Here is a 14,159-nt window from a genome sequence, read left to right on the forward strand (position 1 = left end):
CCTCACGTTTTCCCGCCACAATATCGTATCGTCCCCGTTAATCACGACTTCATGCAACGTCTTCACGCTTACCCCGACATCCGCGCGATGTTTCGCCGTCTCCTGATTGCTACTGTCACCGGCGTGCTGGCAGCGCTGGCCGTTGCGGTGTTCCGCCACAGCATGTATCTGCTGGAGTGGTTGTTTCTCAGCAACGAAAGCGGAAGCCTGGTGAATGCCGCTGCCGCGTTATCGCCCTGGCGGCGGGCGCTCACGCCTGCGCTGGGTGGTCTGGCCGCGGGAGTGCTACTGTGGGGATGGCAGCGCATGACGGCACAACGTCCCCACGCCCCGACCGATTATATGGAGGCGCTGGAGACGGGTGATGGCCAGTTTGATTACGGCGCCAGCCTGGTGAAATCCCTCGCCTCGTTGCTGGTGGTCGCCAGCGGCAGCGCCATCGGCCGGGAAGGCGCCATGATCCTGCTTGCCGCCCTCGCTGCCTCCTTTTTTGCACAACGTTGTACGCCGAAATCCGAATGGAAACTGTGGATCGCCTGCGGTGCCGCCGCCGGGATGGCCAGCGCCTATCATGCGCCGCTGGCGGGCAGCCTGTTTATCGCAGAGATCCTGTTTGGCACGCTGATGCTGGCCTCCCTCGGCCCGGTGGTGATTGCCGCTGTGGTGGCCCTGCTGACCACGCGCCTGTTAAGTCCCGGCGCGAATACACTTTATGATGTCCATCTCAGCGAGATGCTTACGGCGGTGGATTATTTCCTGATCGTTGGCGTGGGTCTGCTGGCTGGCGTTTGCGGCCCGCTGCTGATGTGGCTGATGGCGGCCAGCCACAGGCTGTTTCTGCGTATCAAACTTTCACCGCCGTGGCAGCTGGCGCTGGGGGGGCTGATCGTCGGGCTGCTGTCGCTGCTGACGCCGAAGGTATGGGGGAATGGCTACAGCGTGGTTCAGGCGTTTTTGCAGTCGCCGCCGTTGCTGTCGGTAATTGCCGGCGTCTTTATCTGCAAGCTCCTGGCGGTGCTGGCAAGCAGCGGGTCCGGCGCACCGGGAGGCGTGTTTACGCCAACCTTGTTCGTTGGTATGGCAACGGGAATGCTGTTTGCGCAGATCTTTGCGCTGTGGTTTCCTGGCTCTGAGACGGCGATCCTGCTTGGGCTGGCAGGAATGGCGACGCTGCTCGCCGCCACAACGCATGCGCCAATCATGTCGGCCTTGATGGTATGTGAGATGACCGGGCAGTATTTTTTACTTCCCGGTTTGCTGGTTGCCTGTGTTGTGGCGTCGGTATTGTCGAGAACGCTACGCCACGACTCGATCTACGGCCAGCATACCGCCGAAAGCCGAGAGATCGATATAGTGCGCTAATTCGCGCTGCTCGGCGCGGGGCAGATAAGGCAGTTCGCCTACCAACGGGCCAGGCAGCTTTTTGCTCAACACGTCGATGATTTCTGCGTAGTGCGCAAGGCCCGGGTTAATACGGTTCGCCACCCAACCAATCAGTGGCAGGCCGTCATTAGCGATAGCCTGCGCCGTCAGCAAGGCATGGTTGATGCACCCTTCCTGAATGCCCACGACCATAATCACCGGCAGCTGCTCCTGCACCACCCACTCGGAAAGGGGACGTAAATCGTTCATCAGGCTGCGCCAGCCACCGGTCCCTTCAACGACAACGTGGTCAACCTTTTCACTCAGATTTGCCAGGCCATCAGAGAGCAGACTGTAGTTGATAAGCCCACTGTGAGCGACGCTGCTTTCCTCTTCGCTTAACGCGATGGGATTGACGGCATCATAAGGCAGTTCCAGAGACGAGACGCTTTGCAGAACCAGGGCGTCCTTATTGCGCAGCCCTTCTGGCGTCTCTTTACTGCCTTTTGCTACCGGCTTGTATCCTGCAACGCGTTTACCGCTTGCCGCCAGGGCCTGAAGTAACGCGCGGGATACGACGGTCTTCCCGACAGACGTATCCGTACCAGTAATAAAGAAACGCTTAAGCATGACTCATTCCACCTCTTGGGTATGCTTCAAAAAATATAAACCAGGTAAATAATTCAGTGGGGAAAGTCTACGGGAAGCGTGCGCTACCCGGCTTGAGATAGCGCAATTTTTCGTACATCTATGGAAAAGAGTTAGCCCTGAAGCAAACGAATCAGTAACGAGCCGTTGTACATCGCATCTTTTACCAGCGCGGCGCCAGCCATCGTACCTTGGTTGGAAAATTGCGTACTTTCCACCACGATGTTTTTACTGTATGCGGGAAGCGCCTGCTGGTTGATGCAGGCGGAAATCGCCGGAAAGAGGATATCCGCCGCCTGGCTGAGCGGGGAGCCAATCAGTATTTTTTGCGGGTTAAACAGGTTCACCATAATGGCCAGAATGCGCCCGACATTATTGCCCACGCCGGTAATGATGTCCTTCGCCAGCAGATCGCCCTGCCTTGCCGCAGTGCACAATGCCTCGACGCTCAACGGTTGACCGTGCAGCGTGGAGCTCATTGACTGGCTGAGCCGCACCTGCGCCAGCTCCAGCACGCTTTCAACGCTGGCAATTGTCTCCAGACAGCCATGGTTACCGCAGTAGCAGCGTTTTCCGTACGGATCGACCTGCGTATGGCCAATCTCCACCAGGCTACTGCTGCCAGCATGCAACAGACGCCCGTCGGTGATCACACCTGCGCCAACGTTATGATCAATCACCACCTGAATCACGTCGCGCGCGCCCCGGGAAGCGCCAAACAACGCCTCCGCCATCGTCCAGGCGCTGATATCATGCTGAATGTAGACCGGCACACCGGTGTGGTTTTCCAGCACGTCGCCCAGCGGCATCTCTTTGACGTTTTCATAAAACGGCATGCGGTGCACAATGCCATTTTCGGTATCAATAATTCCCGGCAGGGTGATCGCAATCGCCGTTAAACGTTCAAGGCGCTGCTGGTGACGAATAAAGAACTGGTCGATGTGGGTCAGAATGGCATCGAGAAGTGGTTGCTCTGCATCGAGCGGGAGGTCCAGCCGGTCTTCCACCACCAGCTTGCTGCTGAGGTCGCGCAGCGCGAGGAAGATTTCCCCGCGGCTAATTCGCAGCGACAGGTAGTGCCAGGCTTCCGTTTCCACCACCAGCCCTACCGCCGGACGGCCACGGCTGCCCGGCTCCTGAATTTCTGTCTCCTGAACCAGATGGGCTTCCAGCATTTCGCGGACAATCTTGGTAATACTGGCGGGTGCCAGTTGTGCCAGGCGCGAAAGATCGATACGCGAAACCGGACCCAGCTGATCAATCAGGCGATAAACGGCGCCCGCGTTGGTCTGCTTGATCTGATCGATATGCCCTGGCTGACTATCAGCAACCACCTCGTACTCCCTTATTTTCGAGCTTCGAAATAAACTGAGGGCTATGGTGAAGCACTTCAATGGCTGACGTCAAATTTTTACTTAGCCATGTGATTTACTGCACATTTTCGCCCGCTTTTCCCTATAAATAACGCCCGTAAGAAGCGGTAATTAATTGTTCTTTGAAACGCTGTGCCGCATGGCTCTGTTCATGATGTTTAGACCACACCAGCCACATCTCCGAGACCGCATCCTGCTCGGCAATATTCACCCAGCGCATTTCCGGCAGTTGTACCCGTTTAAACGAGGCCGGAAGAATCGACACGCCAAGCCCTGCGGCAACGAGACCAATGATCGTCATGGCTTCCCCCACTTCCTGCGCGATAGTCGGGACAAGGCCATATCGCCGCATCAGACCAAGAATATCGTCATACAATCCGGTACCCACCTGTGGGTCAAAAAAGACAAAGGGTTCTTTCGCCAGTTCAGCCAGCGTGACGCTATGCTGCGCGGCGAGCGGGTGATCCCGGGGGATCATCGCCATCAGCGGTTCGCGGAGGATCACCTGCCACGCCAGGGTATCAGGCAACTGCGTGTTACGCATTAGCCCCAGGTCGAGCGATCCTTCATTAAGCGGCGATATTTGCTCCCGGGTATTTATTTCGCGCGTCTGAATATGCACATCCGGAAAGTTACTGCGAAACGAGGATAGCGTTTGTGAAACAGCGCTGATGAAGGGGGCCGACGAGGTAAACCCGATGCGCAGCTCTCCCGTCTCCCCGAGATGAAGCCGTTCCGCTCTGGCGGCGGCGTCCACCACCATACTCAGGATCTGTCGGCTATCGGCGAGAAACTGTTTTCCCGCCGCCGTCAGGCTCACGCTGCGGTTGGTTCGCGCCAGCAGACGCGCCCCAACCTGCTGCTCAAGGATCTGGATCTGTTGGCTCAGCGGTGGCTGGGAGATATTCAGCCTTGCCGCAGCACGACCAAAATGGAGCTCTTCAGCGACGGCGACAAAATAGCGCAGATGGCGCAGCTCGATATTCATATTTTTAAAGTATCATTTGAGATTATTAATATATTAGACAGAATATTTACATTTTCCTACCCTAATCTTGTGGTCATACCCGTCACCAGAAACCACGGGGAAGTTTAAGCAAGGATTATGTGTGAGCCGTACAACGACCGTTGATATCGCGCCGGCCAGCGACATTGATGATTTACCCGCAGTACCGCAGCCGGTTCAGTTTATAAAACGTGGTACCCCCCAGTTTATGCGCGTCACGCTGGCGCTCTTTTCAGCGGGTCTCGCCACTTTCGCCCTGCTCTACTGCGTTCAGCCGATCCTGCCGGTCCTGTCGCATGAATTTGGCGTGTCGCCAGCCAGCAGCAGTATTTCACTCTCCATTTCAACCGGGATGCTGGCGATCGGTCTGCTGTTCACCGGGCCACTTTCAGATGCCATCGGGCGTAAGCAGGTCATGGTAACGGCGTTAATGCTGGCCTCCGTGTGTACCTTGCTGTCCACCATGATGACCAGCTGGCACGGCATTCTGGTCATGCGCGCGCTGATTGGGTTATCCCTCAGCGGCGTGGCGGCGGTCGGGATGACCTATCTCAGCGAGGAGATCCACCCGAGTTTCGTGGCCTTCTCCATGGGGCTGTACATTAGCGGGAACTCTATCGGCGGGATGAGCGGACGCCTGCTCAGCGGTGTGTTTACCGATTTCTTTAACTGGCGCATTGCGCTGGCCGTAATCGGCTGCTTCGCCCTCGCTTCGGCGCTGATGTTCTGGAAAATCCTGCCGGAATCGCGCCATTTCCGCCCGACTTCTCTGCGTCCGAAAACACTGTTTATCAACTTCCGTCTGCACTGGCGCGACAAAGGTTTGCCGCGATTGTTTCTGATGGGATTCCTGCTGATGGGGTCATTTGTCACGCTGTTTAACTATATTGGCTACCGGCTGATGCTCTCGCCGTGGCATCTTAGCCAGGCATTGGTGGGTTTGCTCTCTGTGGCGTATCTCACCGGGACGTGGAGTTCACCAAAAGCGGGCGCCATGACCGCGCGCTTCGGCCGTGGTCCGGTGATGCTGGTGTCCACCGCTGTGATGTTGTTCGGACTGCTGATGACGCTTGTCTCTTCCCTGTGGCTGATTTTTGCCGGAATGCTGCTCTTCTCTGCGGGATTCTTTGCCGCGCATTCTGTTGCCAGCAGCTGGATTGGCCCACGCGCGCGCCGCGCTAAAGGTCAGGCTTCGTCTCTGTATCTGTTCAGTTACTATCTCGGTTCCAGCATTGCCGGGACTCTCGGCGGGGTGTTCTGGCATAACTACGGCTGGAACGGCGTGGGCGGATTTATCGCGCTGATGTTGTGTGCGGCACTGCTGGTGGGCGCGAGCCTGCATAAACGACTGCATTAACATTCAGCCCTCTTCGTGTTTAAATCGAGCCGATGCTAATTTTTGTCATCGGCTGATTCAGACACGAGGACTTCATGAAAAACAATAACTATCAACAACTCACCCGCACCTTCCAGCGTCTCTCCCGCTTCACTCACCTCTCCTCCATCGCCAGCTGGGACATGTTTACCATGATGCCGCCCGGCGGCAGCGCCGCGCGCGGTGAAGCGCTGGCGGAGATGAGCGTCCTGCAACATCAGATCCTGACCGATAAAAAAGTGGGTGAATGGCTGGCGGCGGCGGCAGAAGAAGATCTGAACGACGTTGAGCAGGCCAACCTGCGTGAAATGACGCGCCACTACCAGCAGGCCACTTTACTGCCGGAATCGCTGGTAGAGGCCAAATCGCTGGCGGGCAGCAGGTGTGAACACGCCTGGCGTACTCAGCGTCCGGCCAACGACTGGCAGGGCTTTTCAGCCAACCTGAAAGAGGTGGTGAAACTCAGTCGTGAAGAAGCCCGCCTGCGCGCTGAGGCTAAAGACTGCACGCCTTACGACGCGCTGCTGGATATCTTTGAACCCGACATGACCAGCGCTCGCCTGGATGTGCTGTTCGGCGATCTGAAGTCCTGGCTGCCGGAGCTGCTGGCAAAGGTTGTGGAAAAACAGGCTCAACGATCGTTCGTTCCGCCACAGGGTCCCTTCCCCACCGCCACCCAGCGCGAGCTGGGCCTGGAAGCGATGAAAATGCTTGGCTTCGATTTTAACGGCGGTCGTCTGGACGTTAGCGCCCACCCGTTCTGCGGCGGCGTGCCGGAAGATGTGCGTATCACCACGCGTTACGATGAAGATGAACTGCTCAGCGCGCTTTTCGGCGTGATCCACGAAACCGGACATGCCCGCTACGAGCAAAACCTTCCGCGAGCGTGGGCCGGCCAGCCCGTTGCGCTGGCGCGCTCTACGGCGATCCATGAATCCCAGAGTCTGTTTTTTGAAATGCAGCTGGGCCGCAGCGACGCTTTCCTGAAGCATCTGCTTCGGGCGGTCCATGCCCGTTTCGGCAGCCAGGCGGCATTCAGTGAAGAGAATTTTATTGCCTGGAATCAGCGCGTGAAACCGGGCTACATCCGCGTTGACGCAGATGAAGTGAGCTATCCGGCGCATGTGGTATTGCGCTATGAGATTGAGCGCGCGCTGATCAATGGCGAAATCGAAGTGGATGATATCCCCGCGTTATGGGATGAGAAAATGCAGGCCTGGCTTGGATTATCCACCAAAGATAACTACCGCAACGGCTGTATGCAGGACATCCACTGGACCGACGGCGGTTTTGGCTACTTCCCGTCTTACACGCTGGGGGCAATGTATGCGGCACAGCTGTTTCATGCCGCCAAAACTGCGCTGCCCGGGTTGCAGGCATCCATTGCCGGGGGCGATTTCTCGGCGCTGTTTGACTGGCTGCGTCAGAATATCTGGCAGCACGGCAGCCGTTTCAGCACGTCGCAGCTCATCACCCAGGCCACAGGTGAAGATCTGAATATCCGCTACTTCCGCGAACACCTGACGTCCCGCTACCTGTAAACGAACGCGCCGGGGGCCACCCCGGCGTTGTACATATGGTTACACGCCGATACCAATCACTCACGGAAACCCCGAATTTACAGGGATATAGTTATTTCAACGGCCCCGCAGTGGGGTTAAATGAAAAACCAAATTCGAGGGTATGAAAATGAAAAAAGTATTAGCTCTGGTTGTTGCCGCTGCTATGGGTCTTTCTTCCGCTGCATTCGCGGCTGAAACTACCGCCACCGCAGCGCCTGCGGCATCCACCGCTGCTCCGGCCAAAACGGTTCACCATAAAAAACATCACAAAGCGGCTAAACCAGCGGCAGCACAGAAAGCGCAGGCCGCGAAAAAGCACCACAAAAAAGCGGCAAAACCTGCGGTAGAGCAGAAAGCCCAGGCGGCTAAAAAGCATCACAAAAAAGCGGCAAAACACGAAGCGGCTAAACCTGCTGCACAGCCAGCAGCGTAAGAGTACAAGCTTAACCGTGCCCTTCGGGGCACGTTGGTAAACCGGCGCTGAACGGGATTGCGGTCAGCGCCGTTTTTTTATCCGGAGGGCGTATGCTGCGGCGCTATCGGTTTGAGTTCATTCTTATCCTGCTAATTTTATGCGCGCTCATCGCCAGCCACTTTTATCTTTCCTGAATGTAGCACGCTGATTTTACTCCCACTTTCTCGCCGTCGCGTCTATAGTATTTTCATAGGGTTCACTTTTAATAATCATAATTACCCCCACCAGAGTGTGATATGCGTAAATCTGTTGTGTTGTTACTGGGAACGTTTAGCCTTTTTGCAGGCTTTTCACATGCGGATGAGGGCGACGATGACGCCATCAGCGCCAAAGAGGTAAAGACGCTGTTTTTTGGTCATGACGATCGTACGCGTGTCACCGATCCTACCGAAGCGCCCTGGGATGCCATCGGGCAACTGGAAACCGCCAGCGGCAATCTATGTACCGCAACTCTCATAACGCCACGCCTTGCGCTGACGGCGGGTCATTGCCTGTTAATGCCGCCCGAAGGCAAACCGGATAAAGCGATCGCCCTGCGCTTTGTCTCGCAGAAAGGGATTTGGCGCTACGAAATTCACGGTATTGAGGGGCGGGTGGATCCGTCGCTCGGGAAACGCCTGAAACCGGATGGCGATGGATGGATTGTGCCGCCCGGGGCGGCATCCTGGGATTTCGGGCTGATCGTTTTACGTTATCCGCCGTCCGGGATCGCTCCGCTACCGCTCTTTGATGGTGACAAAGACGCGCTCACCGCCGCCCTGAAAGCCGCCGATCGAAAAGTGACGCAGTCAGGCTACCCTGTTGATCACCTCGATTCGCTGTACACCCATACGGACTGCGTGGTGACGGGCTGGGCGCAAAACAGCGTGCTTTCGCATCAGTGCGATACGCTACCGGGTGATAGCGGATCGCCCCTGATGTTAAAAACCGTTAACGGCTGGCAACTGATTGGCGTTCAGAGTTCTGCTCCGGCAGCGAAAGACCGCTGGCGCGCCGATAACCGAGCGTTAGCGGTGACCGGTTTTCGCGACCGGCTGGAAGCCCTGGCGCAGCAGTAGGTCACTCAGGCCAGTTTAATCATGATCATGCCAGCGAGCAGTAATACCAGCCCTATCCAGCCTTTATGGTTTAAACGCTGCCCGAACATAATCCAGCCTGCCGCCAGGGTGGCGGCAATACCGAAGCCGCCCCACAGCGCGTAGGCCACGGAAAGATCGATGCCTTTCACCGCCTGCGACAGGGCGCTAAACGCCCCCAGAACCGCGGCAATCGATAACAGGCCGTAGGCTTTGCGACGAAAGCCGTCGGAGAACTTCAAAAAGACGTTCGCAATAATTTCCAGAACGATGGCGAAAGCCAGCCAGGCCGCGTGGATCCATTCAAACTGCTGCATGGGTCTGCTCCTTCTGCTGTTTGGCTGGTTTGCGCGTACCCGATTTAATCAGCACGATACCTGCGACCAGGGTCGTCAGCCCGGCAATTTTCATTGTCGTCAGGGTTTCATCAAATATCATGACGCTGAACAGCGTGATCAATAAAATACCAACACCTTCCCACAAAGCGTATGCCACGCCCAGCGCGATTTTTTTAACCGCGAAAGAGAGGAATATATAGGAAAGTGTAATCATGATCAGCATCAAAATAAATCCGGTGTTGCCGTCACTCACGCTCGCCCATTTCATCGACAAGGTGCCGGTAATTTCAGCAACGATAGCCAGAGCTAATAAAATCCAGTAAAACATGTTTTTCTCCTGCTTGAGAATATAATCCATCGAGGCTCGCTGCGAACAGCAAACCAAAAAAGTGGGAATTAAATCAGTTAGCTAAGCGCATAGCGCCAGCTCAGGCAGAAGACGTGACTATAGCGCGGAACGCCAGTGTTGTTCACCGGAAAGCGTGCAGAGGGAGGTAGAAAACAGAGCAGAGTTGTTTGAAAAATACGTCCTGAACAAATTGTCCATAAAATTACAATTATCCGCGGTGTTGCTTCTCGTCTTTGCGGATGAAAATTGTCCTCAGTAGTTGAACACGCCTGATTTGTATCATAAGCCAGGAATTTACTCAAAGCCTTTTCATTTCTTTACCCAGTCTGTTTGATTTTGGTTAGTTTTTTTAATCCGCTTTCCCCTCTATTATAAATAAAAAACTGTTCAGGAACGTCCATGGCCAAACCCATTATCACCCTCAACGGGCTTAAGATCGTCATCATGCTGGGCATGCTGGTGATCATTCTGACCGGCGTTCGTTTTGCGGCCGATATCATCGTGCCCTTTATCCTGGCGCTTTTTATCGCGGTGATCCTCAATCCACTGGTGCAGCGAATGGTGCGGCTGCGCATCCCGCGTGTGCTGGCGATAAGCCTGCTTATCAGTATTATTATCGTTGCGATGGTGCTGTTAGTCGCCTATCTGGGAACCTCCCTGAACGAGCTGGCGCGGACGCTGCCGACATACCGCTCTTCCCTGGCGACCCCGCTGCTGCAAATTGAACCCTGGCTGCAACGCGCGGGTATCGAAGTCTCGGTTGAGGAACTGCTTAAATACATCGATCCGAATGCCGCCATGACGATTGTCACCAGCCTGCTGGCACAGCTCTCCAACGCCATGACCTCGATTTTCCTGCTGTTCCTGACGGTTGTGTTTATGCTGCTGGAAGTTCCACAGCTGCCTGCAAAACTCCAGCACATCATGGTGCGTCCGGTAGAGGGAATGGGTGCTATTCAGCGCGCGCTCGACAGCGTTTCACGCTATCTGGTGCTGAAAACGGCCATCAGCCTCGTGACGGGATTAGTGGTCTGGGGGATGCTCGCCGCGCTGGATGTGCGTTTTGCCTTCGTCTGGGGGCTGCTGGCCTTTGCGCTCAACTATATTCCTAACATTGGCTCCGTGCTGGCGGCGATCCCCCCTATCCTTCAGGTGCTGGTTTTCAGCGGTTTGTATGATGCCCTGATTCTGCTGGCAGGCTATCTGGTGATTAACCTTGTCTTCGGGAACATTCTCGAACCACGGATAATGGGACGCGGGCTGGGGCTTTCAACTCTTGTTGTGTTCCTGTCCCTGATTTTCTGGGGCTGGCTGCTCGGGCCTGTCGGCATGCTGCTCTCCGTTCCGCTGACAATTATTGTCAAAATTGGCCTGGAGCAGACCGCCGGTGGACAAAGTATCGCTGTACTGCTGAGCGACATGAGCCATAAGGCCGATTAATTGTCCATCGACAGCATAGGCTTGCCCGTTCTTCCCGCTTCGCGGTAGTTGCCCACTGCCCGCTGCCATTCCGACAGCGGGTAGAGGGTAACATCGCTGCACTGGCTGGCGCGCAGTTTAGGCCAGATGCGCCGAAACTCCGCCTGCCACGCCTCAGCGCTCAGCGCGTCCAGATAGTTACGAATGTGAAACCACGCCACGCGCGGCAACGGCCGCTGCTGCCGGAAGGTCTGCCCGGAGAGTAGCCCGTAGCAGACAAAGGTACCGGTTTCGGGCATCACGCTCAGGATCGCCTCCGCCAGGCTGCCGCCCGTGGCGTCGTACACCACCTCCGCTTGCGCGGCGGCAGCGTTGACGGCGGCCGTATCATCTTGCGCAATCGGGACGATCCCCATTTCAGCCAGACGTTGAGCGTGCACGGGCGAGCGATGGATCCCGTAAACCGCCTCTGCACCCGCCTGGCGTGCCCATTGCCCGAGCAGAACGGCGCAGTCAGAACCGGCAGCGGTGAGCAGCACCGTTTTCCCGACCGGAGGATAACGGTCCAGCATCATCTGAGCGGCAAGCGGGTTGATATACGCCCGCGCGGCAAGAAGCGAGTCGATGTCGTCCGGGACGGGAACCGCATACGCCACCGGGCAGTCGACATAGCGCTGCCAGGTTCCCTGCCCCCGTAACGGCAGAACCCGCTTGCCCAGCATCGCCGGGTAAGCGGCGGGCGTTTCGGTCACTATTCCGACCCCTTCATAACCGGCTATTGCGGGCAGCGGCGTGCGATGGCGATATGCCCCGGTGATGGGGATGAGATCGGAGGCGTTCACCGGAGAAAAAAGCATGCGCACACGTATCTCTCCCGGCTGTCGCGGTGACAATGGTGTGGTTTCCGCTTGCAGTACCGATTCAGGCTCACCAAACCGGCGATACCAGAGGGCCAGATTACGCATTGCGATCGCGCCATCCCATTTCCGGTGCGACATGTTTCAGGATGGACTCGATCACATGTGCGTTGTATTCCACGCCCAGCTGATTCGGCACGGTAAGCAACAGCGTATCCGCTTCCGCGATCGCTTCATCCTTTTTCAACTGTTCAATCAGCTTGACTGGCTCTGCGGCATAGCTGCGTCCGAAAATGGCCCGCGTTTTCTCATCCAGATAGCCAACGCTGTCGCTCTCATTGCGGCTTGAACCGAAATACATCCGGTCGCGATCGTCCATCAGGGCAAAAATACTGCGGCTGACCGAAACGCGTGGCTGACGGGTATGCCCTGCCTCGGCCCAGGCCTGTCGGTAGGCACGGATCTGTTTTGCCTGCTGAATATGGAACGGCTCGCCGGTTTCATCATCTTTCAGCGTTGAGCTTTGCAGGTTCATCCCCAGTTTTGCCGCCCATACTGCCGTTGCATTGGAGCCAGCCCCCCACCAGATACGATCGCGTAAGCCCTCTGAATGCGGCTCCAGACGCAACAATCCCGGCGGGTTTGGGAACATCGGCTGTGGGTTAGGCTTCGCAAACCCTTCACCGCGTAATACATCAAGCAGTACCTCAGTGTGACGGCGCGCCATATCAGATTCGTTTTCCCCGTCCTGCGGCACGTAACCAAAATAACGCCAACCATCAATCACCTGCTCCGGGGAGCCCCGGCTGATACCAAGCTGTAATCGCCCGCCGGAGATGAGATCTGCCGCGCCAGCATCTTCCGCCATATACAGCGGATTCTCGTACCGCATGTCGATCACGCCCGTCCCGATTTCGATGCGTTTGGTTTTCGCGCCTATCGCAGCCAGCAAGGGGAATGGCGAACTGAGCTGGCGGGCAAAGTGGTGCACGCGGAAATAAGCCCCGTCCGCGCCCAGCTCTTCAGCGGCGACAGCCAGATCGATGGACTGTAGCAGCGTGTCAGCTGCGGTTTGCGTGCCGGACTGGGAAGACGGCGTCCAGTGACCAAACGACAAAAATCCGATCTTTTTCATAGTGGAGTATCCTGATAAAGCATTGCGTTATCCCTACTCTACGCATTAACCGATGAGAATAAATGGTGATTATTTAACGGAATGCTTCAAATAAACTGACAGAAATACGCAAATCGCACGCTGCCTTCCCGCAGAGGAGGCATTCTCCTGGCATCTCAAAATGGGATATAGTGTGAACTGTTCTCTTTTTTAACAGGTAACATCAGCAATGGCTCTGATTCCCAAAAACTACGCACGGCTGGAAAGCGGCTACCGTGAAAAAGCGCTAAAAATTTACCCGTGGGTCTGTGGACGCTGCTCGCGGGAGTTTGTGTATTCGAATCTTCGTGAACTCACGGTCCACCATATCGACCACGATCACACCAATAATCCGGAAGATGGCAGTAACTGGGAGTTGTTGTGCCTGTTTTGCCATGACCACGAACACTCAAAGTACACCGAAGCGGATCAGTATGGCACCACCGTTGTCGCAGGTGAGGATGCGCAAAAAGACGTGGGTGTCGCCACGTTTAACCCCTTTGCCGATCTCAAGGCGATGATGAACAAGAAGAAGTAATATCGGCGGCTTTACTGCCCATACCTGCCGTATGGGCAGTCAGAAAGATAAAGGTAATGTATTCCAGTCACAGATTGAACAAGGAGACGGCCTTAATATCGGCTTCAGGATTCACGCGTTTTACAGCCTCTAAAAACGCAGCAAAGTTTTGATTAAACACCGTCAGATTATTATAAAATTGCACCTGTTTTTCACGGGTTCCCTCAAGATAGCTCACAGACCAGATCCGCCTGTTATTTACCACTGTCGAGCCCGGCTTAATTTTTACGATAGCGGCCAGCTCAATTTTACGGGTGACGCTATTTATGACCTCGTATAAATACTGCTCATCATAAAAATAGGTTTTACCTGACGATCCGCCAAACCAGGAAGGATGGGTAGAGATTTTTTTCATTCCCCGGCTGTCGGCAACGATGCGCTTTGGATGCCGAATACGCCTGATGAAAAAGCGCATCAGCATAATCAGTGCCGTGAAAAACAGCACCACGAAAATAAAATTAATGCTCTCCCGCATATTTCGTTACCTGCCACGCATAACTCAAAGTGGCGAAGTATAGCGTAGCCCGGTAGCTCAGGGAACGTACGCGATGCAATCGCAGATGGAACGGGAAATGCTCTTATCTCGCCA

The 14,159-nt window shown here is 55.6% G+C and carries 16 protein-coding genes and 1 pseudogene; 8 read left to right on the top strand and 9 right to left on the bottom strand.

Annotated elements, in window-relative coordinates:
* Positions 1-51 precede the first annotated feature (51 nt).
* Positions 52-1,362: a voltage-gated ClC-type chloride channel ClcB gene (gene clcB, locus SK51_RS16305; RefSeq protein WP_023306105.1), complete on the top strand. Its 1,311-nt coding sequence runs from the start codon at positions 52-54 to the stop codon at positions 1,360-1,362.
* Here the strand turns inward: clcB and bioD are convergent.
* The 3 genes from bioD to SK51_RS16320 form a co-directional block, all read right to left on the bottom strand.
* Positions 1,297-1,992 (bottom strand): dethiobiotin synthase, encoded by a 696-nt coding sequence (bioD, locus tag SK51_RS16310; protein WP_015570628.1) that lies wholly within the window; start codon positions 1,990-1,992, stop codon positions 1,297-1,299. The genes clcB and bioD overlap by 66 nt on opposite strands.
* 131 nt (positions 1,993-2,123) lie before the next feature.
* A complete protein-coding gene (mlc, locus tag SK51_RS16315; RefSeq protein WP_023306104.1) occupies positions 2,124-3,344 on the bottom strand; it encodes a sugar metabolism global transcriptional regulator Mlc in 1,221 nt (406 codons plus the stop codon).
* A 121-nt stretch (positions 3,345-3,465) separates the two neighbouring features.
* Entirely contained in the window at positions 3,466-4,371 is a 906-nt protein-coding gene (locus tag SK51_RS16320; protein WP_023306103.1) for a LysR family transcriptional regulator, read from the bottom strand.
* Positions 4,372-4,492: 121 nt separating this feature from the next.
* Between SK51_RS16320 and SK51_RS16325 the strand changes: the two genes are divergently transcribed.
* From SK51_RS16325 to SK51_RS16340, 5 genes are all read left to right on the top strand, one after another.
* A complete protein-coding gene (locus SK51_RS16325) occupies positions 4,493-5,746 on the top strand; it encodes an MFS transporter (RefSeq protein ID WP_022647964.1) in 1,254 nt (417 codons plus the stop codon).
* Positions 5,747-5,820: 74 nt separating this feature from the next.
* On the top strand, positions 5,821-7,305 hold the full coding sequence (locus SK51_RS16330; RefSeq protein WP_048206809.1) for a carboxypeptidase M32: 1,485 nt from the start codon (positions 5,821-5,823) through the stop codon (positions 7,303-7,305).
* Positions 7,306-7,453: 148 nt separating this feature from the next.
* Entirely contained in the window at positions 7,454-7,759 is a 306-nt protein-coding gene (gene asr, locus SK51_RS16335; protein WP_022647962.1) for an acid resistance repetitive basic protein Asr, read from the top strand.
* A gap of 92 nt (positions 7,760-7,851) precedes the next feature.
* Complete coding sequence (locus SK51_RS25895) at positions 7,852-7,935, top strand: small membrane protein YdgU (protein WP_057979992.1); 84 nt, start codon at positions 7,852-7,854, stop codon at positions 7,933-7,935.
* Between the two features lie 102 nt (positions 7,936-8,037).
* Positions 8,038-8,859, top strand: coding sequence for a trypsin-like serine peptidase (locus SK51_RS16340; protein WP_023299991.1), 822 nt, complete (start codon positions 8,038-8,040; stop codon positions 8,857-8,859).
* 5 nt (positions 8,860-8,864) lie between these two features.
* Here SK51_RS16340 and mdtI read toward each other — a convergent pair whose 3' ends face one another.
* The 3 genes and pseudogenes from mdtI to SK51_RS25900 form a co-directional block, all read right to left on the bottom strand.
* Positions 8,865-9,194 carry a multidrug/spermidine efflux SMR transporter subunit MdtI gene (mdtI, locus tag SK51_RS16345; RefSeq protein WP_022647960.1) on the bottom strand — a complete coding sequence of 110 codons (330 nt, stop codon included), beginning with the start codon at positions 9,192-9,194 and terminating at the stop codon, positions 8,865-8,867.
* A complete protein-coding gene (gene mdtJ / locus SK51_RS16350) occupies positions 9,181-9,543 on the bottom strand; it encodes a multidrug/spermidine efflux SMR transporter subunit MdtJ (RefSeq protein WP_032671588.1) in 363 nt (120 codons plus the stop codon). The genes mdtI and mdtJ overlap by 14 nt, the downstream gene beginning before the upstream one ends.
* Positions 9,544-9,660: 117 nt before the next feature.
* A pseudogene (locus SK51_RS25900) lies at positions 9,661-9,831 on the bottom strand (protein YdgV).
* A 132-nt stretch (positions 9,832-9,963) separates the two neighbouring features.
* Between SK51_RS25900 and SK51_RS16355 the strand changes: the two are divergent.
* On the top strand, positions 9,964-11,004 hold the full coding sequence (locus SK51_RS16355; RefSeq protein WP_003857467.1) for an AI-2E family transporter: 1,041 nt from the start codon (positions 9,964-9,966) through the stop codon (positions 11,002-11,004).
* Here SK51_RS16355 and SK51_RS16360 read toward each other — a convergent pair.
* Together SK51_RS16360 and SK51_RS16365 are read right to left on the bottom strand one after the other, a co-directional pair.
* Positions 11,001-11,948 (bottom strand): zinc-dependent alcohol dehydrogenase family protein, encoded by a 948-nt coding sequence (locus tag SK51_RS16360; protein ID WP_032671154.1) that lies wholly within the window; start codon positions 11,946-11,948, stop codon positions 11,001-11,003. The genes SK51_RS16355 and SK51_RS16360 overlap by 4 nt on opposite strands.
* Entirely contained in the window at positions 11,941-12,975 is a 1,035-nt protein-coding gene (locus tag SK51_RS16365) for an LLM class flavin-dependent oxidoreductase (RefSeq protein WP_023306099.1), read from the bottom strand. Before SK51_RS16365 ends, SK51_RS16360 begins: the two co-directional genes overlap by 8 nt.
* A gap of 208 nt (positions 12,976-13,183) precedes the next feature.
* Between SK51_RS16365 and yajD the strand changes: the two genes are divergently transcribed.
* On the top strand, positions 13,184-13,531 hold the full coding sequence (gene yajD / locus SK51_RS16370) for an HNH nuclease YajD (protein ID WP_006808895.1): 348 nt from the start codon (positions 13,184-13,186) through the stop codon (positions 13,529-13,531).
* Positions 13,532-13,598: 67 nt separating this feature from the next.
* Here the strand turns inward: yajD and SK51_RS16375 are convergent, their stop codons facing one another.
* Complete coding sequence (locus SK51_RS16375; RefSeq protein WP_023306098.1) at positions 13,599-14,045, bottom strand: hypothetical protein; 447 nt, start codon at positions 14,043-14,045, stop codon at positions 13,599-13,601.
* Between the last annotated feature and the right edge of the window lie 114 nt (positions 14,046-14,159).

The organism is Enterobacter sp. MGH85 (genome assembly GCF_001037655.1).
Lineage (GTDB): Bacteria > Pseudomonadota > Gammaproteobacteria > Enterobacterales > Enterobacteriaceae > Enterobacter > Enterobacter intestinihominis.

Bases quoted from the DNA above. Each gene is read 5' to 3' on its own strand.
- clcB (WP_023306105.1), top strand. From the start codon at position 52: ATGCAACGTCTTCACGCTTACCCCGACATCCGCGCGATGTTTCGCCGT.
- bioD (WP_015570628.1), bottom strand. From the start codon at position 1,992: ATGCTTAAGCGTTTCTTTATTACTGGTACGGATACGTCTGTCGGGAAG.
- SK51_RS16320 (WP_023306103.1), bottom strand. From the start codon at position 4,371: ATGAATATCGAGCTGCGCCATCTGCGCTATTTTGTCGCCGTCGCTGAA.
- SK51_RS16330 (WP_048206809.1), top strand. From the start codon at position 5,821: ATGAAAAACAATAACTATCAACAACTCACCCGCACCTTCCAGCGTCTC.
- asr (WP_022647962.1), top strand. From the start codon at position 7,454: ATGAAAAAAGTATTAGCTCTGGTTGTTGCCGCTGCTATGGGTCTTTCT.
- SK51_RS25895 (WP_057979992.1), top strand. From the start codon at position 7,852: ATGCTGCGGCGCTATCGGTTTGAGTTCATTCTTATCCTGCTAATTTTA.
- SK51_RS16340 (WP_023299991.1), top strand. From the start codon at position 8,038: ATGCGTAAATCTGTTGTGTTGTTACTGGGAACGTTTAGCCTTTTTGCA.
- mdtI (WP_022647960.1), bottom strand. From the start codon at position 9,194: ATGCAGCAGTTTGAATGGATCCACGCGGCCTGGCTGGCTTTCGCCATC.
- mdtJ (WP_032671588.1), bottom strand. From the start codon at position 9,543: ATGTTTTACTGGATTTTATTAGCTCTGGCTATCGTTGCTGAAATTACC.
- SK51_RS16355 (WP_003857467.1), top strand. From the start codon at position 9,964: ATGGCCAAACCCATTATCACCCTCAACGGGCTTAAGATCGTCATCATG.
- SK51_RS16360 (WP_032671154.1), bottom strand. From the start codon at position 11,948: ATGCGTAATCTGGCCCTCTGGTATCGCCGGTTTGGTGAGCCTGAATCG.
- SK51_RS16365 (WP_023306099.1), bottom strand. From the start codon at position 12,975: ATGAAAAAGATCGGATTTTTGTCGTTTGGTCACTGGACGCCGTCTTCC.
- yajD (WP_006808895.1), top strand. From the start codon at position 13,184: ATGGCTCTGATTCCCAAAAACTACGCACGGCTGGAAAGCGGCTACCGT.
- SK51_RS16375 (WP_023306098.1), bottom strand. From the start codon at position 14,045: ATGCGGGAGAGCATTAATTTTATTTTCGTGGTGCTGTTTTTCACGGCA.